Annotated in this window: 27 protein-coding genes; 13 read left to right on the forward strand and 14 right to left on the reverse strand. The window is 63.3% G+C overall.

From position 1 onward, the window contains the following. Window positions 1-121 precede the first annotated feature (121 nt). The 10 genes from fliI (at window position 122) to fliR (ending at window position 8321) form a co-directional block, all read left to right on the forward strand. On the forward strand, window positions 122-1699 hold the full coding sequence (fliI, locus tag NA29_RS24825; RefSeq protein WP_408636069.1) for a flagellar protein export ATPase FliI: 1578 nt from the start codon (window positions 122-124) through the stop codon (window positions 1697-1699). Between the two features lie 12 nt (window positions 1700-1711). Continuing rightward, window positions 1712-2164 (forward strand): flagellar export protein FliJ, encoded by a 453-nt coding sequence (gene fliJ / locus NA29_RS24830; RefSeq protein WP_039401735.1) that lies wholly within the window; start codon window positions 1712-1714, stop codon window positions 2162-2164. A gap of 19 nt (window positions 2165-2183) precedes the next feature. Continuing rightward, window positions 2184-3644 (forward strand): flagellar hook-length control protein FliK, encoded by a 1461-nt coding sequence (locus NA29_RS24835; protein WP_052252383.1) that lies wholly within the window; start codon window positions 2184-2186, stop codon window positions 3642-3644. Between the two features lie 305 nt (window positions 3645-3949). Next, the gene (fliL, locus tag NA29_RS24840) at window positions 3950-4384 is read left to right on the forward strand and encodes a flagellar basal body-associated protein FliL (RefSeq protein WP_231965115.1); all 435 of its coding nucleotides are present in this window, start codon (window positions 3950-3952) and stop codon (window positions 4382-4384) included. Between the two features lie 7 nt (window positions 4385-4391). Next, on the forward strand, window positions 4392-5390 hold the full coding sequence (gene fliM / locus NA29_RS24845) for a flagellar motor switch protein FliM (protein WP_039394002.1): 999 nt from the start codon (window positions 4392-4394) through the stop codon (window positions 5388-5390). After that, on the forward strand, window positions 5390-5830 hold the full coding sequence (fliN, locus tag NA29_RS24850) for a flagellar motor switch protein FliN (RefSeq protein WP_039394006.1): 441 nt from the start codon (window positions 5390-5392) through the stop codon (window positions 5828-5830). Before fliM ends, fliN begins: the two co-directional genes overlap by 1 nt. Before the next feature lie 116 nt (window positions 5831-5946). After that, complete coding sequence (gene fliO, locus NA29_RS24855) at window positions 5947-6387, forward strand: flagellar biosynthetic protein FliO (protein ID WP_095178584.1); 441 nt, start codon at window positions 5947-5949, stop codon at window positions 6385-6387. Then, window positions 6387-7217, forward strand: coding sequence for a flagellar type III secretion system pore protein FliP (fliP, locus tag NA29_RS24860; RefSeq protein ID WP_039394010.1), 831 nt, complete (start codon window positions 6387-6389; stop codon window positions 7215-7217). The genes fliO and fliP overlap by 1 nt, the downstream gene beginning before the upstream one ends. A 16-nt stretch (window positions 7218-7233) precedes the next feature. Continuing rightward, on the forward strand, window positions 7234-7503 hold the full coding sequence (gene fliQ / locus NA29_RS24865; RefSeq protein WP_039394013.1) for a flagellar biosynthesis protein FliQ: 270 nt from the start codon (window positions 7234-7236) through the stop codon (window positions 7501-7503). A 26-nt stretch (window positions 7504-7529) separates the two neighbouring features. Further along, window positions 7530-8321: a flagellar biosynthetic protein FliR gene (gene fliR, locus NA29_RS24870; RefSeq protein ID WP_039394016.1), complete on the forward strand. Its 792-nt coding sequence runs from the start codon at window positions 7530-7532 to the stop codon at window positions 8319-8321. A gap of 90 nt (window positions 8322-8411) precedes the next feature. Here the strand turns inward: fliR and flgL are convergent, their stop codons facing one another. The 11 genes from flgL to flgB all read right to left on the reverse strand — a co-directional run bounded on the left by flgL (window position 8412) and on the right by flgB (window position 19248). Continuing rightward, window positions 8412-9647, reverse strand: coding sequence for a flagellar hook-associated protein FlgL (gene flgL, locus NA29_RS24875; RefSeq protein WP_039394019.1), 1236 nt, complete (start codon window positions 9645-9647; stop codon window positions 8412-8414). 18 nt (window positions 9648-9665) lie between these two features. Beyond that, the gene (gene flgK / locus NA29_RS24880) at window positions 9666-11654 is read right to left on the reverse strand and encodes a flagellar hook-associated protein FlgK (protein WP_039394022.1); all 1989 of its coding nucleotides are present in this window, start codon (window positions 11652-11654) and stop codon (window positions 9666-9668) included. Window positions 11655-11786: 132 nt separating this feature from the next. Further along, a complete protein-coding gene (gene flgJ / locus NA29_RS24885) occupies window positions 11787-12674 on the reverse strand; it encodes a flagellar assembly peptidoglycan hydrolase FlgJ (RefSeq protein WP_052252385.1) in 888 nt (295 codons plus the stop codon). Between the two features lies 1 nt (window position 12675). Continuing rightward, window positions 12676-13767 (reverse strand): flagellar basal body P-ring protein FlgI, encoded by a 1092-nt coding sequence (locus NA29_RS24890; protein WP_052253141.1) that lies wholly within the window; start codon window positions 13765-13767, stop codon window positions 12676-12678. Window positions 13768-13874: 107 nt separating this feature from the next. Beyond that, a complete protein-coding gene (locus NA29_RS24895) occupies window positions 13875-14597 on the reverse strand; it encodes a flagellar basal body L-ring protein FlgH (protein ID WP_039394025.1) in 723 nt (240 codons plus the stop codon). A gap of 72 nt (window positions 14598-14669) precedes the next feature. Then, window positions 14670-15452: a flagellar basal-body rod protein FlgG gene (gene flgG / locus NA29_RS24900; RefSeq protein ID WP_039394029.1), complete on the reverse strand. Its 783-nt coding sequence runs from the start codon at window positions 15450-15452 to the stop codon at window positions 14670-14672. Between the two features lie 54 nt (window positions 15453-15506). After that, complete coding sequence (locus tag NA29_RS24905) at window positions 15507-16250, reverse strand: flagellar basal body rod protein FlgF (protein WP_039394032.1); 744 nt, start codon at window positions 16248-16250, stop codon at window positions 15507-15509. 43 nt (window positions 16251-16293) lie between these two features. Further along, complete coding sequence (flgE, locus tag NA29_RS24910; RefSeq protein WP_039394035.1) at window positions 16294-17550, reverse strand: flagellar hook protein FlgE; 1257 nt, start codon at window positions 17548-17550, stop codon at window positions 16294-16296. A 91-nt stretch (window positions 17551-17641) separates the two neighbouring features. After that, entirely contained in the window at window positions 17642-18373 is a 732-nt protein-coding gene (gene flgD, locus NA29_RS24915; RefSeq protein ID WP_052252386.1) for a flagellar hook assembly protein FlgD, read from the reverse strand. A 24-nt stretch (window positions 18374-18397) separates the two neighbouring features. Further along, window positions 18398-18802 (reverse strand): flagellar basal body rod protein FlgC, encoded by a 405-nt coding sequence (gene flgC, locus NA29_RS24920; protein ID WP_039394038.1) that lies wholly within the window; start codon window positions 18800-18802, stop codon window positions 18398-18400. Window positions 18803-18807: 5 nt separating this feature from the next. After that, entirely contained in the window at window positions 18808-19248 is a 441-nt protein-coding gene (flgB, locus tag NA29_RS24925) for a flagellar basal body rod protein FlgB (RefSeq protein ID WP_039401753.1), read from the reverse strand. A gap of 472 nt (window positions 19249-19720) precedes the next feature. Between flgB and flgA the strand changes: the two genes are divergently transcribed. The 3 genes from flgA (at window position 19721) to NA29_RS24940 (ending at window position 21719) form a co-directional block, all read left to right on the forward strand. Further along, on the forward strand, window positions 19721-20779 hold the full coding sequence (gene flgA, locus NA29_RS24930; RefSeq protein WP_052252387.1) for a flagellar basal body P-ring formation chaperone FlgA: 1059 nt from the start codon (window positions 19721-19723) through the stop codon (window positions 20777-20779). A gap of 149 nt (window positions 20780-20928) precedes the next feature. Beyond that, on the forward strand, window positions 20929-21264 hold the full coding sequence (gene flgM / locus NA29_RS24935) for a flagellar biosynthesis anti-sigma factor FlgM (RefSeq protein ID WP_039394043.1): 336 nt from the start codon (window positions 20929-20931) through the stop codon (window positions 21262-21264). Continuing rightward, window positions 21261-21719 carry a flagella synthesis protein FlgN gene (locus NA29_RS24940; RefSeq protein ID WP_039394044.1) on the forward strand — a complete coding sequence of 153 codons (459 nt, stop codon included), beginning with the start codon at window positions 21261-21263 and terminating at the stop codon, window positions 21717-21719. The genes flgM and NA29_RS24940 overlap by 4 nt, the downstream gene beginning before the upstream one ends. Before the next feature lie 983 nt (window positions 21720-22702). On the opposite strand, the gene dynB is transcribed toward NA29_RS24940, so the two are convergent. From dynB to NA29_RS24950, 3 genes are read right to left on the reverse strand one after another with little or no spacing between them, the layout of a single operon-like run. Beyond that, window positions 22703-22906: a dynobactin A family peptide antibiotic gene (gene dynB, locus NA29_RS26625; protein WP_371328951.1), complete on the reverse strand. Its 204-nt coding sequence runs from the start codon at window positions 22904-22906 to the stop codon at window positions 22703-22705. Window positions 22907-22908: 2 nt separating this feature from the next. After that, a complete protein-coding gene (locus tag NA29_RS24945) occupies window positions 22909-23469 on the reverse strand; it encodes an SPASM domain-containing protein (RefSeq protein WP_039394047.1) in 561 nt (186 codons plus the stop codon). Window positions 23470-23475: 6 nt separating this feature from the next. Next, window positions 23476-24153: a radical SAM protein gene (locus NA29_RS24950; protein ID WP_072633383.1), complete on the reverse strand. Its 678-nt coding sequence runs from the start codon at window positions 24151-24153 to the stop codon at window positions 23476-23478. Window positions 24154-24337: the final 184 nt, after the last annotated feature.

Genomic DNA, 24337 nt, shown 5'->3' on the forward strand with positions numbered 1-24337 from the left:
CCCACTCTCCGCGCATGCGCCGGTGCTGCCCAGCACCGAGAATCTGCATGACGAGGCGACGCCGTCCACGCCCGCCCCGGCGAACGACGGCACCACGCCGACCGTGCGGTTGTGGGATGAGATCGACACGCATACGGTGCAGGCCGGTGCGCTACAGCCCGACGATCACGATCATGATGGCGACGCAGACGCCGCCGACGCCGATGTTGAAGCTGCCGCGCAAACGAACGACGACGCTTCGACCGACGCCGACAAGTCGGCCGCCGCAACCCAACCGCCGCACAACGCCCTGAACGCCCGCGAACTCGCGCGCGACGCACACCTGCGCCGCTGGCAGAACACGTTGCGCGAGCGCATCGCGCACGTACACGCCGTCGAGCCGACGCGCCGCTGCGGCCGCCTCACGCGCGCCGCCGGTCTGGTGCTCGAAGCCGTCGGCCTGCGGTTGCCGGTCGGCGCGGGCTGCCTGATCGAATTGCCCGTGCACGACGCCTCGCGCGAACCGGCTACGGCCGAAGCCGAAGTCGTCGGGTTCGGTGGCGATCGCCTGTTCCTCATGCCGCAGACGGAAGTCGCCGGACTGTTGCCCGGTGCACGCGTGTTCCCGATGGAACCTGCCGCCGACGGCCCGCTCCCTTCGCAACGTCACAACGGCAAGCGCCTGCCCGTGGGCGAAGCCCTGCTCGGGCGCGTGGTCGACGCCGCCGGCCGTCCGCTGGACGACTTCGGCCCGCTCGGCATGACCGACAGCGCGTCGCTCGCGTCGGTGCCGATCAACCCGCTGGGTCGCGCGCCCATCGAGTCGGTGCTGGATGTCGGTGTACGCGCCATCAATTCGCTGCTCACCGTGGGACGCGGCCAGCGCATGGGTCTCTTCGCAGGTTCGGGCGTCGGCAAGAGCGTGCTGCTCGGCATGATGGCCCGCTTCACGCAAGCCGAAGTGATCGTCGTCGGCCTGATCGGCGAGCGCGGACGCGAAGTGAAGGACTTCATCGAGAACATTCTCGGGCCGGACGGTCTGGCGCGCTCGGTCGTCGTGGCCGCACCCGCCGATGTCTCACCGCTGTTGCGCCTGCAAGGCGCGGCCTATGCCACGACGCTGGCCGAGTATTTCCGCGATCAGGGCAAAGACGTGCTGCTGATCATGGATTCGCTGACCCGTTACGCGATGGCGCAGCGGGAGATCGCACTGGCCATCGGCGAGCCGCCTGCGACGAAGGGCTACCCGCCTTCGGTGTTCGCCAAGCTGCCCGCGTTGGTCGAGCGTGCCGGTAACGGCCCGGACGGCGGCGGGTCCATCACGGCGTTCTACACCGTGCTGACCGAAGGCGACGATCAGCAGGACCCCATCGCCGACTCGGCCCGCGCCATTCTCGACGGGCACATCGTGCTCTCGCGTCAGCTCGCGGAATCGGGTCACTACCCCGCTATCGACATCGAACAGTCGATCAGCCGGGCGATGGCCGCACTCATCGACGACGCGCAGTTCGATACGGTGCGTCGCTTCAAGCAGATGCTTTCTCGCTACCAGCGCAACCGCGACCTCATCAACGTGGGCGCGTACGCGCCGGGCAGCGACCCGATGCTCGATCAGGCGATCGAGCTGTATCCCCGTCTCGAAAGCTTCCTGCAACAGGGAATGCGCGAGCGGGCCAGTTATCCGGACGCCGTGCAGCAGTTGCGCGGACTGTTCCACTAATTGGAGGCGGCCATGAATTCCACCCTGCCCCTCAAGTTGCTCATCGAACTCGCCCAGAAGGACGTGGACGAAGCTGCGCGCCTGCTTGGCGAGCGTCAGACGCAACGCGCCGAAGTCGAGCGTCAACTCGAAGCGCTGCGTCAGTATCGTCACGAGTACCGCACGCGCATGCAGACGGCAACGATTCAGGGCATGGCCGGATGCGACTGGCGCAACTTCCAGCAATTCATCGATACGCTCGACACCGCCATCGGACAGCAGGCCATGCTGCTTCAGCAAGCGGAAGAGCGCCTCACCGTCGCGCGCCGGGAATGGCAGGCACAGCAACGCCGCCTGAACTCCTTCGGCACGCTCGCCTCGCGCGAGGAAGCCCGCACCGCTGTGCGCGTGGCGCGTCGCGAGCAGAAAGAAAACGACGAGTACGCCGCGCGCAGCCTGCGCCGTCGTGCCGAATCACCGATTTGAAGGAATTGAGGGGCCCACTATGTCGATTCTGAGCTTCCTGACCGATGCCGCCGGTGCTGCCCGGCAAGCCGTGAACCGCGCCGGTTCGTCGAACAACGACGACGCCGGCGTGCTGCCGTTCTCCACGGTGCTCTCGCAGCAAACGCGTCAGACCGTCCAGCCCTCGGCCAGCAGCACGAACAATAACGTCGCGCAGGCCGGGCAGACCAAGCAGACGAATGCGTCGTCCAACGATTCGTCGAACAGCACCCGGTCGACCGACAACGCGTCGTCCGGTCAAACCGGTCAGACGGCGCAGTCGGGCCAGACCGGGCAGACCGGACAAACGAACGCTTCGAACAAGCCTTCGAAATCGTCGAATGCCGATGATGGCAAGGACGAGGAAGACGACACGCAAACGGCCACCGCTGCCCCGGGCGATCCGGCCGCAGCACTGGCTGTCGCACTCGCCGCGATGAATAACGCGCCGCTGCAAACTGCAGCCCCCGCCCCGGCAACGCCGACGGGCGACGCGGTCGCCACGGCCACCGACGGCAAGTCGGGCACGGGTGCAGCCATCACCGCGGCTGTCGCCGGTGCGATGCAAGCCGCCGGTGCCGCACAACTGACCGGCCAGCCGCCCGCAGGCACCGATGCCGACGCCAAACCGGTGACAACGGCTGCCAACACCGGCGCACCGGTCAAGGGCACCGTCACCCCGGCGGCATCGACGACCAGCCCGACGGGCGGCATCTCGCTCGACACGCTGGCGAAGAACGCCACCACTGCACACGCGGCAACGACCGCCCAGCCTGCCGCGACGGACGCGAAGGCCGCGATGCCGGTCGCCGGTACCGATGCGCAGGCACAACAACGCGTGGCCGACGCACTGGCACAGGCTCAGGGCAACCGCGACACTGCATCGCAGGCCGCCACCGCCGCGACGCAAGCGGCCGTGCAAGCCGCACAAAGCGCCACCCCGGCCGTCGACGCCCAGCCGCAGTTGCAAGCGCAGGCCAACCTGCCCGCCGCCCTCGCGCTGAACGCACGTGTCGGCACGCAGGACTGGAACAACCAGCTCTCGCAGCAAGTCGTGTGGCTCTCGAGCGCTCATGCACAAACGGCCCAACTGAGCCTGAACCCGCCCGATCTCGGTCCGCTGCACGTGGTGCTGAACGTGGCGAACGACTCGGCGCAGGCCATGTTCGTCTCGCAACACGCCGCCGTGCGCGACGCCGTTCAGGCTGCGCTCCCGCAGTTGCGCGACAGCCTTGCCAACAATGGCATCGCCCTCGGCAATGCGACCGTGAGCAGCGACAGCTCGCAACAGCAGGCCTTCGCGCAGCAAGGTGCGAACGGCAATGGCGGCGGGAACGGTAGCGGCAATGGCAACGGACGCGGCACGCCGGGCTTCGGCCAGTCGGCGGACGACGCGCCGATCGCCACGACCGTGAACGTCCCGGTGCGCGCCAGCAACGGCTTCGTGGACACCTTCGCGTAAGTTTTCCTGAGACTGGCGCCGATCATGTAACCGGCGCAGAAGTCGGCGCAAATCGCCATGCCATGCGGGCTGCCAGCCGTCGCCACCGGTGCGACCGAGTGAAGCAGCGCCGCGGTGTGGCGGGAAAGCACCCTAAAGCAAGCGGGTTTTTCTGCCGTTAAGACAAAGACGCGAGTTAGACGCGATTGTCCCTTCTTTTCGGCCGATCACCCCTGGGCGGGTTGGCCGACAATCACTACCCAATAGCAGGCGAATACATGGCAAATCCCGCACCGACGCAAGCCGCGGCTCCCTCCGGAGGGGGCATGCGCAAATGGATTCTGTTGATCGTGGCGGTAGCGCTCATGGCAGCGGCCGGCGCGGCAACGGCCGTGTATTTGCTGACCGGACGTAGCGAAGCGGCCAAAGCACCGCCGCCCCCGCCGCCGCCCGTGTTTGTCGGCATGGATCCGTTCACGGTGAACCTCTCGGGCGAAGACGGCGAGCGTTACTTGCACATCGGCCTCTCGCTCAAGGTGGCAGATGCCGAAACGCAGGCCCGCATAACGCAACATATGCCCGAAGTACGTAGCCGAGTGTTGTTGTTGCTGTCGTCGAAGCAGCCGCAGGATCTCGCAACGATTGACGGCAAACGCCGTCTGGCAAGCGAGATCCGTGCGTTGGTCGCACAGCCGTTCGCAGCCAACATGCCGCAGCAAGCCGTGGGCGACGTCCTGTTCACCGCGTTTGTAATTCAGTGAGTGATTCATGGCGCATGAGGAGTTCCTGTCGCAGGAAGAAGTCGATGCCCTTCTGAAGGGTGTCACCGGCGAACAGGATGAACGGTCGGAGTCGGAAGATCATTCCGGCATTCGGCCATACAACATCGCGACGCAAGAGCGCATCGTGCGCGGGCGCATGCCCACGCTCGAAATCATCAACGACCGCTTCTCGCGACTGTTCCGCATTGCGCTGTTCAACTTCATGCGCCGTAGCGCCGAAATTTCGGTCAGCCCGGTGCGCGTGCAGAAGTACAGCGAGTTCATTCGCAACCTGCCTGTCCCGACCAACCTCAACCTGGTCCACATCAAGCCGCTGCGCGGCACGGCGCTGTTCGTGTTCGATCCGAACCTCGTGTTCCTCGTGGTGGACAACCTGTTCGGCGGCGACGGCCGGTTCCATACCCGCGTCGAAGGTCGCGATTTCACGCAGACCGAGCAACGCATCATCGCGCGCCTGCTCGACCTCGTGTTCGAGAACTACGGGGCATCATGGAAGCCGGTGTACCCGGTCGAGTTCGAATACGTGCGCGCCGAAATGCACACGCAGTTCGCCAACGTCGCCACGCCTAACGAAGTCGTCGTCACGACTACGTTCGACATCGAGTTCGGTTCGGTGGGCGGCGAATTCCACATCTGCATGCCGTACTCGATGATCGAGCCGATGCGCGACCAGCTCTCGAGCCCGCTGCAAGGCGAAACGCTCGAAGTCGACAAGCGCTGGGTGCGTCTGCTCTCGCAGCAGGTGCAGGCCGCCGATGTGGAAATTGTGACGAATCTCGCCCAGTTCGACATGACGCTCTCGCAGCTGCTCAACATGCGCGTGGGCGACGTGATCCCGCTCGACGTGCCTGAGGTGCTCGAAGCCAAGGTCGACGGCGTGCCCGTGATGCACTGCAATTACGGCGTCTTCAATGGTCAATACGCGCTGCGCGTGAACCAGATGATCAACCATTCGCACAGCGATTACAGCAAGGACAACGAGTGATGAGCGATACCCCTCAAACGCCCGGTGAAGACGCCCAGGCCATGGCGGACGAGTGGGCCAGTGCCATGGCCGAGCAGACCGCTTCGGAGCCGGCGCCTGCCGCTGCACCCCAACCTGCGGCAGCCCCCGTGTTCCAGCCGCTCGCCGCGACCGCCGGTAATCCGGCCGGTGCCGCGCACAACGACATCGATCTGATCCTCGACATCCCGGTCCAGATGACCGTGGAGCTGGGCCGCACCAAAATCGCCATCAAGAACCTGCTGCAACTCGCACAGGGTTCCGTGGTGGAACTCGACGGCATGGCCGGCGAACCGATGGACGTGCTGGTCAACGGTTGCCTCATCGCCCAGGGCGAAGTGGTGGTCGTGAACGACAAGTTCGGCATCCGCCTGACTGATATCATCACGCCATCCGAACGCATCCGTAAGCTCAACCGATGATTGCTTTGAAAGTCCGCGGCACGCCCGTGGGGCGCGCTGCGGCAAGCGCCGCAAGTGCCATGCAGAAGCTGACACGCCCGCTCTGCCTTCTGACCGGTCCGGCCGCAATGGCTGCCATGGCCCTCCTCCCCGTCTCGATAGCTCACGCTCAAGGCACCGCCTCGCAAGCGGCGGCCGTGCCGAGCCTCGGCGGCGCAGGCATCGTACAAACGGGCTTCGGCCTCGTGCTCGTGCTGGCGCTGCTCTTCGGGCTGGCGTGGCTCGCAAAGCGCTTCGGTCTGCAACGCCCGCTCGGCGGGGGTAACGTGCGCATCGTGGGCAGCGCGGCCGTCGGACAACGCGAGCGTGTGGTCGTCGTGGAAGTGGCTGGCGACTGGGTCGTACTTGGCGTGGCACCGGGTCAGGTCCGCAGTCTTCACGTGATCGACGCCGAGCGCGTTGCCGACCATGTCGCCGAATCACCGGCCCCTGCCGTCACCCATCCGGGTGCGCAAGCCAATCGCGCCGCGCAAGCTTTTGCGCAAAAGCTGCGCGAAACGATGAAAAAGGACACCTGATGTCACGCGGCGTGTTGCTGGCCGGACAAGCACCGGACCCGGCGCATATTTTTCGTCCGACGGCCCGTCTGAAGTCGGGCCTCGCGCTCGCCCTGTTCGCGTGCCTGCTTTGCCTGATCGGCCTGACGGTGCCCGTCAGTGCCTTCGCACAGGCCACCCTGCCCGCCTTCACCACGACGCCCGCACCGGGCGGCGGACAGACATACTCGCTGTCCGTGCAGACGATGCTGCTGCTCACGTCGCTGGGCTTTCTGCCCGCGATGTTGCTGATGATGACCGCCTTCACGCGCATCATCATCGTGCTCTCGCTGCTGCGTCATGCCATCGGGGTGACGACGTCGCCGCCGAACCAGATCCTGATCGGCCTCGCACTGTTCCTGACCTTCTTCGTCATGTCGCCCGTGTTCGATCAGGTCTACACGAACGCCTACCAGCCATTCGCCGCGAACAAGATCAGCTTCGAGCAGGCCATCGACACCGGCGCGAAGCCGTTTCACTCGTTCATGCTCAAGCAGACGCGCGAAGCGGACCTCGCCCTGTTCGCCAAGCTCGCCAAGACACCGCCGATGAATGGGCCGGAAGATGTGCCGATGCGCATTCTCGTGCCCGCCTTCGCCACCAGCGAACTGAAGACCGCTTTCCAGATCGGCTTCACGATCTTCATTCCGTTCCTGATCATCGACCTGGTCGTGGCCAGCGTGCTGATGGCCATGGGGATGATGATGGTCTCGCCGTCCACCGTCTCACTGCCGTTCAAGCTGATGCTGTTCGTGGTGGTCGACGGCTGGCAACTGCTGCTGGGCTCGCTGGCCCAGAGCTTCACGACGTAGCGGGGAGGCCACCGAGATGACTCCGGAAACCGTGATGGCGCTGGCCCATCAGGCCATGCAGGTCTGCCTGCTGCTCGCCGCACCGCTGCTGATCGTCGCCCTCGTCTCCGGTCTGCTCGTGAGCCTGTTTCAGGCGGCCACGCAGATCAACGAAATGACGCTGTCGTTCATCCCCAAGCTGCTCGCCGTGTTCATCACGCTCGTGGTCGCAGGACCGTGGATGCTCAACCTGATGGTCGACTACATGCGCCAGTTGCTCACCGGCATTCCCGGCCTCGTCGGGTAAGCCGGGGCATCGGGCATCGGCCAGCCTTGATCAGCTTCACTTACGACCAGCTCTCGGGCGTCATTGCGACGTTCCTGTTCCCGTTCGTCCGCCTGCTCTCGCTGTCCATGACTGCGCCGATCTTCGGCGACTCGCGCGTGCCCGCCACCGTGAAGATCGGGCTGGCGGGCATCGTCGCACTCACGCTCGCACCGGTCATTGGTCCGGCGCCGTCGGTCTCGCCGTTCTCGTGGGAAGGTCTCTGGATTCTCGCGCAGCAAATGATGATCGGCGCGGCGCTCGGCTGGTGCATGCAACTCGTGTTCTCCGCCGTGAGCATGGCGGGCGACTTCGTCGGCCTGCAAATGGGCCTGTCCTTCGCCACGTTGCTCAACCCCAACGCCGACGGCAGCACCGCCGTGCTCGGCATGCTGCTCAACGTCGTGATCATGCTGGTCTTTCTCGCGACGAACGGGCATCTGGTGATGTACGCCACGTTGGTGCAGAGCTTCACGGTGCTGCCGATCTCGGGCACGCCGATCTCGGTCATGGGCTGGCATTACCTCGCCATGCTCGGCGGGCAGTTGTTCACACTGGCGCTGATGTTGTCGCTGCCGCTTGTCGCCGCTTTGCTGATCTGTAACCTCGCGCTCGGTATTCTGAACCGCGCCGCGCCGCAACTGAACATCTTCGCCGTGGGCTTTCCGCTCACGCTCGGCGTCGGTCTCGTGGTGCTCGAACTGATGATGCCGCGCCTCGCGCCGGTGATGGACCACTTCGTGTCCATCGGCATCGACATGATGATGCGCGCCACGGCCGCGTTCGTGCCGAAGGCATAGCGTCTCAGCTACGTCGGCACCCGACGTCTGCGCCGCCCAAAGCGAAACAGGCCACCCGAAGGTGGCCTGTTTCGTTTCAGCGATCTGCGATCAGAGCAGGTTGAACAGCGAGAGCTTTTGCGTCTGGATGAAGGTCTGCTGCGAGGCTTGCAGCGCGGCCTGCTGCTGCGCGAACTGGCTCGTCGCCGAGATGATGTCCACGTCCAGCAGGTCCTGCATTTGCGACGTGTAAGCGAGATCGTTGGCGCTACCGATGTCGTTGAGCGTCGAGATCTCGTTCAAGCGCGAGCCCACGGTCGTGCGAACGGTCGTCACGTTGTCGTAGGTGTTGCTGAACATCTGGTTGAACGTGGTCAGCGCATTGCTCAGATTGGCCGAACCGGCCTGACCTTGCGCCGAGATCGGCGTCTTGAGCGTGTTGATCAGCGCTTGCAGGTTGTCGAACACGTTCGTGCTCGACTTGCCTGCCGGATTGACGTTGTAGGTGTCGCCCGCGGCCGGAGCGCCCGTGAACGTCACCGACTTGCCTGCGAACGTGATCGGCTGGCCCGAGGTGTACGCGCCCGTCACATCCGCTGCGGTCGTGTCCGTCAGATCCTTGACCGTGTAATTCGTCGTCGGCGGCGTGGTCGTGTTGTCGATGGCGAAGCTGATCGAGAACTGGTGATTGGCCGCCGCGTTGCTGGCATCGGTCGTCGAGACCGGTGTGAACGTGGCCGTGCCGGTGTTCGACAGGCTGCCGCTGATCACCGTGCTGGCGGTGGCCGGCTGAATCGCCTGGAAGATGTTCGAGCCGATGTCGTTGATCGGAATCTGACGTCCGCTGCTCACTTGCACGTAACGAAGACCGGTGTCGCCCGCGTAAGTGGCACCCGTCGGCGTGGCGACGTAGGCGGCGGAGCTGCCCATGAAGCCGGAGAACAAGTACTGGCCGTTCGCGTCGGTCGTGTTGGCCAGCGAGAGCAGTTGCTGGTAGCTCGATTGCAGATCGGTGGCGATGGCCGTGCGATCGTTGTCGTTGAGCGACGGGCTGCCTGCGGCGATCACTTGCGACATCACGTGCTGCAGCGTGTTGACGATGCTGCCGAACGTCTGGTCTTCGAGCTGAAGCGCCGTCGTCGCCGAACCGCGGTTCGTCGCGTACTGCTTGTTCATGTCCTGAGCTTGCGACACGGCCACGGCCTGTGCCGACGCGAGCGGATCGTCGCTCGGCGTGGTCACGCGCTTGCCCGACGAGAGCTGTGCCTGTGTGTTGAGCAGATCGGAGACGTTGCGGCTCATGGCCGACGACCCCTGATCGAAAATCATGCTGGTGCTGATACGCATTTTTCCGTCTCCTCAGCCTTAGTTGACCATCTGCAGAATCGTGTCGAACAGCTGCGACGCGGTCTGGATGACCTTCGAGTTGGCCTGATAGAGCTGCTGGAACTTGATCAGGTTGGCGGCCTCTTCGTCGAGGCTGACGCCGGAATTGGACTGCTGGGCGCTTTTCGCCTGCGTGAGCAGCGTTTGCTGCGCGGCGCTCGTCGCCTTGTAGGTGTTCGTGGTCGAGCCGACGTACGAAACCAGATTGGCGTAGGCGGACGCATAGCTGTCCTTGCCGCCGACCTTGGTCTTGTCGTTCTGCAGCGCCGAGAGTGCGAGGCCGTTACGGTTGTCCGTCGTCGCGCCCGCAGCGTTCGGGGAGATCGTCAGCTTGTCGCCGTCGGCCGGCGTGCCGCTCACGTTCACGGTCATGCCGTTCATCGTGATCTTCGCGCCGTTGGTGGCGTCGTACGGGACGGTGTCACCTGCCGCGTACGTGGTCGTCGTGCCGTTGACCGTCACGGTCATTGGCGAGGGTGCAACCAGTGTGATTGCGCCGGTCGTGGCGTTCTTGCTGAACGTGAACGAGACCGGCGCGGTCAGCACGTTCGACAGGTAATTGACGTCGACGGAACCCTGATCGGTCTTGAGCGAGCCGGTGTTGGTCGTCGGCGTGGACGCGAGGATCGGCGCGGCCAGGGCGATCTTGCCCGGGTCGGTGATCGCCACACCGATGTTGCCAGCGGCATTGCGCGTCGGCTCAATGGTGAAGCTGTCACCCGCAACGTTGTTGCCCACGGTGACGTTGAAACCGTCGTCGAACGCCTTGCCGCTGCTGTCCGTGAACGCCAGCGGAGCGCCGGGGGTGCCGGGCACCGGGGCGGTCCACTTCGCGCCGTCCGACGAACGGGTCATCGTGTAGGTCGTCCCGTCGAACGTGACGTTGTAGTCGCTGGCCGTGACCTTCGAGGCGTCCGTGATCGTCGAATTGAGCACTGCGCCGTTCGAGTTCTTCGTATTGGCGACGATGGTCGGGTTCGGCACCGTGAACAGATTGCCGCCAAGCTGGCCGTACAGGTCCAGACCGAGCTTGTTCTGCGCGTTCATCGTGCCCGCGAGCGACAGGGCGATCTGACCGAGCGAATTCTGGGCTTGCGTCAGCGCCCCGCTGCGGAACGACAGCAGACCGGCGAGCGAGCCGCCCGTGATGGACGATTCCGGCACCGGCACCTTGGTGCCGTTGGGCGTCACGTACGCGATCGTCAGTTCCGACGGGTCGTTGGTCGACGCCATGGTCGTCAGCTGGTACGCCGAGTTGCCCGTCACGAGCGACTGGCCGTTACCGACGTAGACGTTGTACGAGCCGTCCTGCGCCTTGACCACGTTGGTCTGGATGATGGCGTTCAGGCTGGCAACCGCCTGATCGCGCTGGTCGAGCAGGTCGTTCGGCGTCGCGCCGCCGCCATTGGCCTGCGCCTGCACGATGGCGTCGTTCAGTTGCGCGATCTGCTTGGCGTAGACGTTGATCTGGTCGGTCGACTGGGCAATGCTGGCGTTAGTGCTCGAGCGCAGCGTGGACAGCGTGCCGGAGAGCGACTGGAACATGCTCGCGAGCGTTTGCGCCGACGACACGACGGTCGCGCGCGTGGCCGAGTTGGCCGGGGCCGACACGATGTTCTGCAGGTTCGTGAAGAACTGCGACATGGTGGCCGACAGGCCCGTCGTCGAACTGCCCAGCGCGTTGTTGATCTGCGAGATCTGCTGGTAGTACGTGTTGAGCTGGCTGTACTGGGTCTGTGCCTGATTCGTCTGGTTCGACAGGAACTGGCTGTACACGCGCGAGACGTCGTTCACCAGCACCCCCGAACCCAGATAGCCGACACCGGCGTATTGGCTCGCGGCCTGCGAATAGTCGACGATCTGACGGTTGTAACCGGCCGTGCCCGCATTGGCGACGTTGTTGCCGGTGGTGCTGAGGGCGAACTGGGCGGCGTTCAGCCCGCTCATGCCAATATTGATTAGGCTCATGATCTCGCGGCTTGAGTTAGAGGCACGCCCCGCGGTGAAGAACCCGCTCGCGCACCGTTACCGATGTGTTTACGGCAGCCCGGCGACAAAATTGAGGCCGAAACTCATGTGTATCGCTTCAATCCGCTCAGGTCAGGTGAAGTGCTTCATGACCTTCATGAGCTTGCTGGCGTACTGCGGGTCGGTTGCGTAACCGGCGCGTTGCAGATTGTTGGCAAAGCTCGCGGCGTCGTTGGCGCTCGCCACCACCGACGAATAGCGTGGATTGTTCGAAATCAGCTTGGCGTAATCGGCGAAAGCCTCGTCGTACGACCCGTAAGCACGGAATTTGGCCATCACCTTACGCGGCTGGCCGTTCACGTACTCGGTCGTCGCCACTTCCACGGTCGGGCCATTCCAGTTCTTGCCCGCCTTGATGCCGAACACGTTGTGGCTGGTGCTGCCGTCCGCCCGGCGGATCTCGCGCTTGCCCCAGCCCGACTCGAGCGCCGCCTGACTCAGCATGAAGCGTGCCGGAATACCGCTATTGGCGCTGGCGTTCTGGGCGGCCGTGGCCATCCGGTCGACGAATTCGCCGGCGGCGGCCGGGGCGTTGTCGGCCACACCGATGGCGTCTGCCGCGTTATACGCGCGCCCGGCCAGCGGCTGGGCACGGCCCATGGCCGCCGGCGGCAGCGTGGTGCCGGTCTTGGCCAGTTGCTTGAGCATGAGATCGGCCAGCCCGATGCCCTTGTTCGACGCCAGTTGCTGGGCAAGCTGGTCGTCCAGCATGCCGTTGAACATCTTTTCCTGATCGCTGCCGAGCAGTCCGCCGGACATGGTGGCGTCGCGCATGCTCTTGACCATCATCTGCGTGAAGACGGCTTCGAACTGCTTGGCTGCCTGCTGCGTGGCCTGCGGCGTTTGCTGATGGGCGGCGGCGCGCAGCGCCGTGAGGCCCTGCATTTCGTAGGACGCGCGCTGCGTCAGGTCGGGTAGGTTGGTGCCTGCGGCCCCCGTGAGACGATTGCTGTCGGCCATATCAGATGATCTCCAGGTCGGCGCGCAGGGCGCCCGAGGCCTTCATGGCCTGCAGAATCGACATCAGGTCTGCCGGACTCGCACCCAGCGAGTTCAGCGCCTTGACGACGTCGGCGAGGTTGGCGCCCGCTTTCACCATCTTGAGCGCGTTGTTCTCCTGTTGAACGGAGATTTGCGAATTCGGGGCCACGACCGTCTGACCGCCCGAGAACGGCGCCGGCTGGCTCACATTGTTTTGCGTGTCGATGACGACCGACAGGTTGCCGTGCGCGACCGCACATTGCTGGATCGTCACGTTCTGGTTCATCACCACCGACCCCGTACGGGCGTTGATGATGACGCGTGCGGCCGTGTTGTCCGGGCGCACTTCCAAGCTTTCAAGCTGCGCGAGGAATTGCACGCGCGAGGACGGGTCGGTCGGCGTGCGCAGCAAAATCACGCGGCCGTCGAGCGCCTGTGCCGTCCCGTAGCCGAAGCGGCGGTTCACGGCGTCGACCACGCGCTGCGCGGTCGAAAAGTCGGTAGCGTTCAGCTCCATCTGCACGGTGCCCGGCTGACCGCCCATGGCGGTCGGCACGGCGCGCTCGACGATGGCGCCGCTCGGAATCCGGCCCGAGGCCAGTTGGTTGATGGTCACGCTCGATCCGTTGGCGGCCGCACCCGCGCCGCCGATCAGCAGGTTACCCTGCGCCAGCGCGTAGACCTGACCGTCCGGCCCCTTGAGCGGGGTCATCAGCAGCGTGCCGCCGCGCAGACTCTTGGCGTTACCCATCGACGAGACCACCACGTCGATGGCCTGACCGGGACGCGTGAACGCGGGCAGCGTGGCCGTCACCATCACGGCGGCCACGTTCTTCAACTGCATGTTGGTGCCCGGTGCGACCGTGATGCCCAGTTGCGAGAGCATGTTGGTCATACTCTGCACAGTGAATGGCGTCTGGGTCGTCTGGTCGCCGGAGTTGTCGAGACCGGCCACGAGGCCGTAGCCGATCAGCTGGTTGTCGCGCACCCCCTGAATCGACGCCAGCTCCTTGAGACGCTCGGCGTGCGCCACGCCCGGTGCAAGCAGCACAGCGCCGCCCGCGACGCTCATCGCCACGGCCAGCGTGGAGGCGGTGCGGCGAAGGTGACGCAGGTGGCGGCTGGAGCCGGAGGAGCCGGAATTAGGCGCACGGCGCGACAGGAACGACATGATCGACATCAGAAGGGCGAAACGTTAAGGAAGAAGCGCTGCAGCCAGCCCATGGTTTCGGCTTCATTGATGTAGCCCTTGCCACGGTATTCGATGCGCGCATCGGCCACCTGCGTCGAAGGCACGGTGTTCGCACCCGAAATGGTCTGCGGGCTGACGATGCCCGAAAACTTGATGTACTCCGTACCCTGGTTGATTGCGATCTGCTTTTCGCCAGCGACCGCGAGGTTGCCGTTGGAGAGCACGTCCATCACGGTGACGGTGATCTGCCCCGAGAACACGTTGTTGGCGTTGGCCGCGCCCTTGGCGTCGAACTTGTTTGCGCCGCTTGCGTCCAGTGCCTGATTGTTCAGCACACCGCCGATCACGCCCGGGGTCTGGGTCAGTGTTAGATTGCCGCTGCCCGAGCGCGTGGTGTTCGCGCCGGAGTTCTTGCTCGCCGCCGTGTTTTCGTTGATGACGATCGTGAGAATGTCACCAACGTTGCGCGGACGGCGGTCTTCGAACAACGGACGGTTCGAGTACAGCGGACGGTAGATCGAACCTTCCGGGTCGGCAGACACGGGCGGGGGCGGCGGGCGCGTCGTCGTCGGTCCGCTGACGACCGGCTCCTGCGGCACGTAGGCGCAGCCCGCCAGACCGGTCAACGCCACGGCAGCCGCGAGCGCGAGGAACCGAGCGAGGCCCGCGCTGCGTGGCTTGCGTTGAGATGCGGTCGTGCTTGCGGACATATCGACGTTCATTTCCTAAGTGCTGAGTACGTGCGGCGTTCGTTCAGTGCGGGGTCGGTGGCGATGCCCCGATTACATCTGTGTCAGACGTTGCAGCATCTGATCCGACGCCGTCACGGCCTTCGAGTTGATTTCATAGGCGCGCTGCGCCGAAATCATGTTCACGAGCTCTTCCACCACGTTCACGTTCGACGTTTCGACGTAGTTCTGGTTAAGCACGCCAGCGCCGTTGGTGCCCGGCTGTGCGACGTTTGGTGCGCCCGAGGCGGCCGTCTCGGCGTACAGGTTCTCGCCCATGCTTTGCAGGCCGGCGTTGTTGATGAACGTGGCGAGCTGGAACGTACCGATCTGCACGTTAGCCGTGTTGCCCGGCTGCGTGACCGAGACCGTACCGTCGCGCGCGATGGTCAGCGACAGCGCGTTCGCCGGGATCGTGATCGCCGGTTGGATCGGGTAGCCCGAAGCCGTCACGAGCTGGCCGTTGTTGTCGACCTGGAACGAGCCATCGCGCGTGTAGGCGGTCGTGCCGTCCGGCATGAGCACCTGGAAGAAGCCGTCGCCGTTGATCGCCACGTCCTTTGCGTTCGCCGTCGACGTCAGGTTGCCCTGCGTGAAGATGCGCTCGGTCGCGGCCGGACGCACACCCGTGCCCAGTTGCAGGCCCGAGGGCAGCAGCGTTTGCTGCGACGACTGAGCACCCGGCTGGCGGATCGTCTGATACAGCAGATCCTCGAACACCGCGCGGCCTTTCTTGAAGCCGTTCGTGCTGGTGTTGGCAAGGTTGTTCGAAATCACGTCCATGTTCGTCTGCTGGGCGTTCATGCCGGTGGCAGCGATGTAGAGCGAACGGATCATTTGATGTTTCTCCCCGTGTACGGTGGCTGGCGTCGTCTGGCGACTTGCCGTCCGTTAGCTGAAGTTCAGCAACTGGTTGGCGGATTGTTCGTTGGTGTCGGCCGTCTGCAGCATCTTCATCTGCATCTCGAAGGCCCGCGACTGCGAAATCATGTTCACCAGACCGCTGACCGGATTGACGTTGCTGGTCTCGATCGAGCCCGCGACCACCACGACATTCGGATCGACCTGCGCCGGTGCGTTATTGCCCATGCGGAACAGTCCGTCGTCGCCCCGCACGAGGTTGCCCTCGGGCGGGTTGACCAGCTTCAACTGGCCCATCACGGCGATGGAGTTAGGCGGATCGCCCTGACCCAGCGCCGAGATCGTGCCGTCGGTGCCCACGGTCACGGCAGCGCCCGGCGGCACGGCGGCGGGACCGGCGTCGGTCATGACCGGCAGGCCATGCAACGTGATCTGGCCGTCGGCCGTCATTTCGAGGTTGCCGCCACGGGTGTAAGCTTCGCGGCCCTGCGCGTCGCGCACCGCCAGCCAGCCCTGCCCCTGAATGGCCACGTCGAGCGCACGGCCCGTCTGCTGCATGGCGCCAGGCGTGAAGTCGGTGCCCGGCGTGGACGTCGTCACGAACGTGCGCGTGCCGGCCGAGCCGTCGGCCCCACGCACCGGTGCCTGACGGAACGCCGAGAGCTGGGCGCGAAAGCCCGGCGTCGAGACGTTCGCCAGATTGTTGGCGGTGGTCGATTGCTGCTCCATCGCCTGCTTTGCGCCGGTCATGGCGATATAGATCAAACGATCCATCGACGCCCCTCCTGCAAGTTACGCATACGCGCCGCTCCGTGTCTTACAGGTTGACCATCGTTTGCATCAACTGGTCTTCCGTCTTGATCGTCTGCGCGTTCGCCTGATAGTTGCGTTGCGCGGTGATCATGTGGACCAGTTCGGCCGTCAGGTCGACGTTCGACGCTTCGACAGCACCGGCCTGCAGCTTGCCGAGGTTCGTGCCGCCCGGCACGCCGACGATCGGAATGCCCGATGCGGCCGATTCCGACCAGAGGTTGTTACCCAGCGGGATCAGGCCGTTCACGTTATTGAAGTTCGCGAGCGCGACCTGGCCGAGCACCATCGATTGCGTGTTCGAGTACGTGCCGACGATGGTGCCGTCGGCGTTGAACGTGAAGCCCGTCAGACGACCCGACGAGTAACCGTCCTGCGTCAGCGTGTTCGGCGTGTAGCTGTTACCGAACTGCGTGGTGCCGGTCAGGTTCAGCGTGAGGTTGCCCTGCGCTGCGCCGTTGCCGTAGGTAATCGTCGGCAGCGTGATCGGGCCGGTCACGGCTGCGCCCGTCGAGTCCGTTTGCGAGACGAGGCTGCCCGACGAGTTGAACGTCAGCGTGCCGATCGGGCCGGCGCCGACTTGCGTCGTACCGTCGACCGAGGCGTACACGGTCCACGTGGCGTTGTTGGTCGTGGCGTCGACGCTCGTCTTCTTGAAGTACAGGTTGACGTCGTGCGAATTGCCCAGCGAATCGTAGACCTTGAGCGACGTGGCGTTGGTGTACGAGTTCGGGTCGGTGATCGAGAACGGCGTGGTGTTCACCGCGCTGCGCGAGTCGAGGTTGAACTGACCCGTGATCTTCTTGGTAGCCGTCGGGGCCAGGTCACCCGTCGGGATCTGCAGATCGACCGGCGAGACGCTGTTGATGATGCCGTTCGGGCCGGCCAGATAGCCGGTCAGGTGATCGCCGTTCGAATCGACGATGTAACCGTTCTTGTCGAGCGAGAACTGGCCGTTACGCGTGTAGGCGATGGTGCCGTTGTTCGACACGCGGAAGAAGCCGTTACCGGAGATCGCCAGATCGAGCTGACGGTTCGTGACCGTGATGTCGCCCTGCGTGAACTGCTGCGCGATGGCGGCCACACGCGTACCGATACCGACGGTGTTGTTGCCTGCGCCGAACAGCGAGTTGGCGTAGATGTCGGCGAACTGCGCCTGACCCTGTTTGAAGCCGACGGTGGCCGCGTTGGCAACGTTGTTGCCGATGACGTCCAGGTCCTTGGAGGCGGCGTTCAGGCCGCTCAATCCGGTCGAAAAGGCCATGGTGTTACTCCTGAAATTCGGTTGTCGACGACGGGTATCGCGACGAATACGGTTCGAAAAGAGTTAAGCGCTTACGAATCAGAGCTACGGATCAGAGAATTTCGCGAACGTCGGAGAGCTTGATGTTCGAGCCCGTGCCCACGTTGAGCAGCGGCGAACCGGTCGTACTGGCGACAACGCTTTGCACCTGCGCGTACGAGAGCAGCGTCGGCGTCACGGCCTTGCCGTTGGCCGTGGCCGTCACGCTCAGCGTGTACTTGCCGTCTGCCACCGCGTTACCGGCGTCGTCCTTGGCGTCCCACGTCAGGGCCTGCACGCCGGCATCGAGCGCACCCGCGTTGACGGTGCGGATCGTCTTGCCGGTGCTGTCCTTGATCTCGATCTTGACGGTGTCGGCATCGCTCGGCAGTTCGAAGCCGAACGGCGTGGCCGTCTTCGTGACGGTGCCGTCGTCTGCCTTGGTGCTGCCCACGCCGATGTTGGTGCCGGGAATCAGCACGCCCTTGCCGACCAGCGCTGCGGCCTGCAGGCTCTGCGTCGAGTTCAGTTGCGAGGTGACCGACGAGAGCGTGGTGTTCAGCTGCGTGATGCCCGAGACCGTGCTGATCTGCGCGAGCTGCGACGTGACCTGCGAGTTGTCCATCGGGTTGAGCGGATCCTGGTTGTTCATCTGAGCGACGAGCAACTTCAGGAAGCTGTTTTGCAGATCGTCCGCGCTACCGGCCGACGACTTCGAGCTGGAACTGTTGTTGGCAGTGCCGTTGATCGAGTCGAGGAAGTTCTGCGAAAAATTCGCGGCGTTCGACGTATTGATGCTGGCCATTTCTTCTGGTCTCCGCGCGGCCCCTTACTGGCCGACCGTGAGGGTTTTGAGCATGAGTGTCTTGGCGGTGTTGAGCGCTTCGACGTTGGCTTGATACGAGCGGGAAGCGGAGATCATGTTGACCATCTCTTCCACCGGATTCACGTTGGGCATGGTGACGTAGCCCTGTGCATTCGCGGCCGGGTTCTTCGGGTCGTACACGGTCTTGAGCGGCGACGGGTCTTCCACCACACCCGCGACCTTCACGCCGCCGACATCGGTGCCCGTGACCGGATTGACCTGAAACACGACCTGCTTGGCGCGGTACGGCTGGCCGTCGGGGCCAGTCACCGATTCGGCGTTGGCCAGGTTGCTGGCCGTCACGTTCATGCGCTGCGATTGCGCAGTCATGGCCGAGCCGGCAACGTCGAAGATGCTCATGAGTGGCATGGCGCTTACCCTTGACTGGTGATGGCGGCCAGCATCGTCTTGATCTGGCTGCTCAGGACTGTGAGGCCCGTCTGATAGTGCACGGCGTTGTCGGCGAAGTTCACACGCTCGGCATCGAGTTCGACGGTGTTGCCGTCGACGCTTTGCTGATACGGCACGCGGTAGAGCAGTTCCGGGCCGCCCATCGGCGGTGCCGTCGTCACACCGCGCCCGGCGATGTGGCGCGAGGACGTGCGCGAGAGCGACACGCTCGACTCGGTGGCGAGCTGCTGCTGCGCGCCGCGCTCGACGGCCTGACTCAACGCGTTATTGAAGTCGACGTCGCGCGACTTGTACCCCGGCGTGTCCGCGTTGGCGATATTCGACGAGATCACCTCCTGACGGTAGGCGCGCATAGCCAGCGCCTGCTGGGAGAATCGCAATGCCGCGTCCAGTTTGTCCATGATCTCGTCTCGCCCGATGCTTGCCTTGATGCCAGGTACTTGGGTAATGCTCAAGAAACTTGCCCGTGCTGCGTCCGGGGCCTGCTCAGTCGTTTGCTGCGCCGACTGGCGACCATCGCGCAGTGCGCAGACGGGGTGTCCTGCCCGGTCCGGAAAAAATAGCGACCTTTTGGCATGCTTCGCATCGTATGCGTACCCCCTGGGATTCAATCGGAGGAATAGGAAGGAGATTGACCGCCATTTCGAGCCATGCCCCGTGACGCGACATCTCTAGAATGGCTTCCTGACGGCATCGGGCGGGGTTCGCCCCCCAGGCACAGGGACACTGCCCGGTGTCGTCGGCTTCGCAACGCGCGAGCCGCCTGAGTCGTTGTTCAGGCAGGTCGAAAGGGTTTCAGCGTCGTACGCCAACGGAATCGTGATGCATCGTCGTGATGTATCGGTGCGCCGGGCGACGACCGCAAGGAGAGTGAGCATGGCAGGCAAATTCGGCGACCCACTCGCCAATGCCCCGCGCACGCATGACGTGCAGCGGCCCGGCCAGCGCTCGTCCGCAAAAATGTCCCCGAACTTTCAGATACTTACGAGTGCACGACGTGGCCTGATGGCCGCGATGTTCGCGACGCTCGGCCTGGCCGGACTCGCGACGTCCGTGCAGGCTGCGACGATTGCGAACCCCGGCGTCGCCACCGACCCTGCCGCCCAGAACCTCGGCAATACGCTCGGACCCAGCGCGATCGTCATCCCCGGCAACAATGCCGCCGCAGGCGGTGTCGCGTCGAACGTGCCCAATATGGTGCGTCCCGCGACCGCCACGGCGAATGCGTCCGCTTATACCCAGCAGCCCCCGGTTGCGACGGCTGCGCCTGTGCAAACTCAGCCGCAACCTCAGGCATCCCAATTCCAGAACACGCAGGTGATCCGGCAGACGGCCGAGCGCTTCCTGCGTGAGCAGACCACCGGCTTGCCGGGCCAGGTCAACATCACCGTGGGCGAGTCGGTCTCGGACCGCATGCCTGCATGCGCGGCGCTTGAGCCGTTCCTGCCGCCGGGTGCGCGCCTTTGGGGCACGACCAGTGTGGGCGTGCGGTGTGCGGGGGAGCGTCCGTGGACGCTGTATCTGCAAGCGCGCGTGAGCATCAACGCGACGTATTTCGTCGCCGCACGTCAGATCAATCCCGGCGAGACCATCGGGCCGACGGATCTGTCGCCGCGTCAGGGCGATCTCACGTTGCTGCCGCGCACGGTCGCGACGGATGCCGGTCAGATCGTTGGCACGGTGGCCGTGAACCGCATTACCTCGGGGCTACCGATCCGCTCCGACCTGCTGCGCAGCGCGATTGCCGTCCAGCAGGGACAAACCGTGCGCGTGGTCTCGCGGGGTTCGGGTTTTGAAGTGAGCACGGAAGGTCAGGTGCTCTCACGAGCCAGCGCGGGCGATCCCGTGCAGGTCCGCACGCGTGCCGGACAAGTCGTCAGTGGCACCGTGAAGTCGGGAAAAAATGGCAACGTCGAAGTGGAAGTTGCGCTGTAAGAAGTGAGAAGAAAGCACTAGAAGTAATCGCTCACTTACGTTAAGTATTCGCTGAAATCACCCGGGCACTTGAACTGGTAACAGGATGTTACTTGCCTAAAGTTATGGCGGATAATGCCGTTACACAGGCAGGTTTCTGGGGAAAGCACATGAAAATCGAACCACCCGCCAATCCGCTGACTGGTGTCGGCGCGAGCAAGGCGACGACGGATCGGACGACGGCCGGCGCTGTGACTACCGACGCTGGCGCGGCACCTGCTGCGAGCGCTGGTGGCGCGAGCGTGAGCACGAGCGCCTTGTCGTCGGAGATGCGTGCCTTGCAGGAAGCGCTGGCAGCGACCGGCACCGCTGACATCGACGTTGCGAAGGTTGCGGCGATCAAGACGGCGATCGCTAACGGCCAGCTGGCTATTGATACCTCCAAGATTGCGGACGGTCTGATCTCGACCGCACGCGATTTGCTCTCTGCGCAATCGAAGTCATGACCACCGACGCCCTGCTGAACGCCCTGACTGCTGAGACTGCCGCGATCGGCACGTTTTCGACATTGCTCGGGGAAGAACAGCAGGCATTGGTCAACGGCACGCTCGACGCGTTGCCGGATCTGACTGAACGTAAGACACGCGCTGTCGCGGAGCTGTCCGCGCTCGGTCGTGAGCGCGATGCGCAGTTGAAAGCGTTGGGCTACTCGCCTGACGAAGCGGGCGCCACGGCAGCCGCAGCCGCCGACCCCAAGGTCGACGCAGCGTGGAAGGCCCTGCTTGCCGCCGCCGCCGAGGCCAAGCGCGCCAACGACACGAACGGCCTGCTCATCAACACCCGCCTGACTTACACCCAGCAAGCCCTGAACGTCCTCTACGGCCCGGGCAACAACACCCCGCTCTACGGCCCCGACGGCCGCACCACCCCGCGCTCAAGCGGGGGGAGTGTTACGGCTTAACGCCGACTTATCGCCCTCAGGTCAGCGGCGGCATAGGCACGGCTTCGCCGCTCGCCTGCATATCCGAAACGACATTTCTTACAGCCGCTTGGATTCGCCCGAGCGCGCGTTCGGGCGACACGTCCAGCCACGACATCGACGGAAACTCGGCGCAAAGTCCGACGTGCTCACCATCGTCTGCCGACTACTTAATTTGGTACTGGTATCCATAACAGCAGTCCATCATTTCGATGTGTCTGAGACTGGGGCGAAGTCGTTCAACATTTCACGGCAATAAGCGGGCGTTCTTTTTTCACAAATGGGTCGATACCGGCAGCTTGGCTGGGTATGCGAACGCAATAGGTCCCGTGAGGTGACCGGATTCTCTCAACTCTTGATCCATCTGGCCGCATCTCGCTAGAGACAGTCCCCGACACCCAACCTTTCCCGAGCGCCGACTCAAACGCCTGAGCGACGGAGTTTGTGATCACGTGACTTTTCCCCATCACTCTTTCGTCAGCGACGCTCGATTGATCTCTCACGGCACGTGTTGTCATATCCACTTCATTTTTGTTCTGCTGCGAGCGGACAGCGCTTTGGACTGACTGCCGCCAATCGCCTAACGGCGTTTCCTCTCGCTCCGGCACAACTGTCCGCTCAATCGCTGAAAGATTTGTTCGCGGACGCCTAACCACCGTCGGTGCCTTCGAGGGCACATTCGCTGACTTCCTCCTCGCAAGGCGCGACTGTTCTGGTGATTGCAACGGCTTCGTATCGGATTCAATCGAAAGATGAGGCACTTCGACGAAGGTGACGATAAGCGCCTGGGGCGGTACGCGCTTCGCTAAAGTACCTCCCCAGGATAAGAACCAGAGAAAAAGTGCGATATGCAATGCGGCAGATGTCGCCACACCGAACATCAGAAGACGTTGATCATGTCCGCGCTTAGACATCAGGTGAGAATCGCCGCCCCGGCGTCTATCGTCCGTCGAAAGGAATCGCGTTTATCTGGCGTCCTTGAAGTAATGATATGTGTGGACATTGCCGTTCCAGTGATACGAACACGCGGTTTCCCTATCGGCCTGATTTCGATAGCGATCCGGCATTGCCTGCCCGGGCTTGAATGAAGCTCGCGCGTCACCACCAAATGAATCCAATAACGCCTGATTCCATACGGGAGTCTCAGAATCCGAAGCTCTTGAATGCATACTTAGCCCTCTCTAATCGAGTGAATGGGAATAACTTTGGGGGGTTCTTTGGTTGCGGTCTGTTTGAAGGGAACCAGAGCAGGATCCAATCCGTCGGTCATGTGCCAAGGGTTCCGAGTTCCGGGAGCGATGGAGTGCTTCGCCAGCCGACCAGCAACATGTTCGTAAATCTCAAACAGGCCGGGACAATAGAAGTCACGCGAATTTATGTTTCCCGTGAATTTGTAGGCTCTCGACATACATCCGCCGTGACATACGTGCTGCCATTTGCATTCGGCACATTGAGGGTCCACGGCTCTATTTCGGAATGTCGTCGAACGCTCATCGTTCACGATGTCAACAAGCGGCGCATCACCAATGTTCCCGAGCTTCGCAGCAGGGTTGCCGGACAATGACGCGCAGGGATAGACGTCCCCAATTGGGTCGACCGACAGGTTGAAGTCGGCACAATTCGACATCCCTATACAGTCCGCGGCCTTCCCATAGAGAATCGCCCGCGTCTTAACGACGAAATCATGCCCGTATACATAGCCGTCCTTGGCATCTATCCACTCGTCGTACATGGAAATTCAAGCGCGCGCGTATTCCTGAGGGGTGATGCTGAGTTCGTCGTAGTGGTCGCGCGCCGACCCTGACAAGGTCAATGGAATGACGTTAAACCCGAGATGGTTGTCCGATAGAAAACGCAAAATTTCTTGCGTCCGATCAATCGTGGCCCGACTGAGGACAATGCATACGCCGGGATTGAGGCCAACGGCCCTAAGGACCTGAATGGCTTTCCACGTTTTGGCAAACGATCCTGCACCTGAACGATAGACACGGAATCGGTCGTTGATCTCCTCGGGGCCGTCGAGAGAAAGGCTCACGTTGAACCCCTCTTTCGCGAAGAACTCTGCCCACCGGGAGTCGATAAGGGTGCCGTTCGTTTGAACGCTATTCGTAAAGCGGACACCGCTCGCGAATTCCGATTGGAATGAAACGATGCTCTCGAAGAATTCCCTTCCTGCGACTAACGGCTCGCCGCCGTGCCAAATGAAATCGACTTCGTCGACGCTCTCATATTGCTTCGCCAACTCGAGCGTCTCTCGAATCGTGACTCCAAGAGTCTCCGCGGCCATGACAGGCTTGCGAACGTCGTCGTTATAGCAATACGTACACGCCAAGTTACAAATGTGTGTGGGCTTTACTACGTTAACCAGTCGCATATCCCCCCCGGTGAAATACGTTGTACGCGGCCGCCTCGACATCGGGGGGATTTGCTAAGCCGTTAGCAGCAGAATAGCGCGGCTATGCTCGTAGCGAGCTTGGGAATTTTCCGTTGAACTTTACTGGCCGCGTGCACAATAGCGTCGCCCTGCGGGAAACAAAAAACCCCGGGGCGCTTGCGCGTCACCGGGGGCTTTGTTCAGGAGGTTTTCTTACGCAGATCTA

Source organism: Pandoraea sputorum, from assembly GCF_000814845.2.
GTDB classification, from domain to species: Bacteria; Pseudomonadota; Gammaproteobacteria; order Burkholderiales; family Burkholderiaceae; genus Pandoraea; species Pandoraea sputorum.

Coding starts and splice junctions, on each gene's coding strand:
- fliJ (WP_039401735.1), top strand. CDS start 1,712: ATGAATTCCACCCTGCCCCTCAAGTTGCTCATCGAACTCGCCCAGAAG.
- NA29_RS24835 (WP_052252383.1), top strand. CDS start 2,184: ATGTCGATTCTGAGCTTCCTGACCGATGCCGCCGGTGCTGCCCGGCAA.
- fliL (WP_231965115.1), top strand. CDS start 3,950: ATGCGCAAATGGATTCTGTTGATCGTGGCGGTAGCGCTCATGGCAGCG.
- fliM (WP_039394002.1), top strand. CDS start 4,392: ATGGCGCATGAGGAGTTCCTGTCGCAGGAAGAAGTCGATGCCCTTCTG.
- fliN (WP_039394006.1), top strand. CDS start 5,390: ATGAGCGATACCCCTCAAACGCCCGGTGAAGACGCCCAGGCCATGGCG.
- fliO (WP_095178584.1), top strand. CDS start 5,947: ATGGCCCTCCTCCCCGTCTCGATAGCTCACGCTCAAGGCACCGCCTCG.
- fliP (WP_039394010.1), top strand. CDS start 6,387: ATGTCACGCGGCGTGTTGCTGGCCGGACAAGCACCGGACCCGGCGCAT.
- fliQ (WP_039394013.1), top strand. CDS start 7,234: ATGACTCCGGAAACCGTGATGGCGCTGGCCCATCAGGCCATGCAGGTC.
- flgL (WP_039394019.1), bottom strand. CDS start 9,647: ATGCGTATCAGCACCAGCATGATTTTCGATCAGGGGTCGTCGGCCATG.
- flgK (WP_039394022.1), bottom strand. CDS start 11,654: ATGAGCCTAATCAATATTGGCATGAGCGGGCTGAACGCCGCCCAGTTC.
- flgJ (WP_052252385.1), bottom strand. CDS start 12,674: ATGGCCGACAGCAATCGTCTCACGGGGGCCGCAGGCACCAACCTACCC.
- NA29_RS24890 (WP_052253141.1), bottom strand. CDS start 13,767: ATGAGCGTCGCGGGCGGCGCTGTGCTGCTTGCACCGGGCGTGGCGCAC.
- NA29_RS24895 (WP_039394025.1), bottom strand. CDS start 14,597: ATGTCCGCAAGCACGACCGCATCTCAACGCAAGCCACGCAGCGCGGGC.
- flgG (WP_039394029.1), bottom strand. CDS start 15,452: ATGATCCGTTCGCTCTACATCGCTGCCACCGGCATGAACGCCCAGCAG.
- NA29_RS24905 (WP_039394032.1), bottom strand. CDS start 16,250: ATGGATCGTTTGATCTATATCGCCATGACCGGCGCAAAGCAGGCGATG.
- flgE (WP_039394035.1), bottom strand. CDS start 17,550: ATGGCCTTTTCGACCGGATTGAGCGGCCTGAACGCCGCCTCCAAGGAC.
- flgD (WP_052252386.1), bottom strand. CDS start 18,373: ATGGCCAGCATCAATACGTCGAACGCCGCGAATTTTTCGCAGAACTTC.
- flgC (WP_039394038.1), bottom strand. CDS start 18,802: ATGCCACTCATGAGCATCTTCGACGTTGCCGGCTCGGCCATGACTGCG.
- flgA (WP_052252387.1), top strand. CDS start 19,721: ATGGCAGGCAAATTCGGCGACCCACTCGCCAATGCCCCGCGCACGCAT.
- flgM (WP_039394043.1), top strand. CDS start 20,929: ATGAAAATCGAACCACCCGCCAATCCGCTGACTGGTGTCGGCGCGAGC.
- NA29_RS24940 (WP_039394044.1), top strand. CDS start 21,261: ATGACCACCGACGCCCTGCTGAACGCCCTGACTGCTGAGACTGCCGCG.
- dynB (WP_371328951.1), bottom strand. CDS start 22,906: ATGCATTCAAGAGCTTCGGATTCTGAGACTCCCGTATGGAATCAGGCG.
- NA29_RS24945 (WP_039394047.1), bottom strand. CDS start 23,469: ATGTACGACGAGTGGATAGATGCCAAGGACGGCTATGTATACGGGCAT.
- NA29_RS24950 (WP_072633383.1), bottom strand. CDS start 24,153: ATGTCGAGGCGGCCGCGTACAACGTATTTCACCGGGGGGGATATGCGA.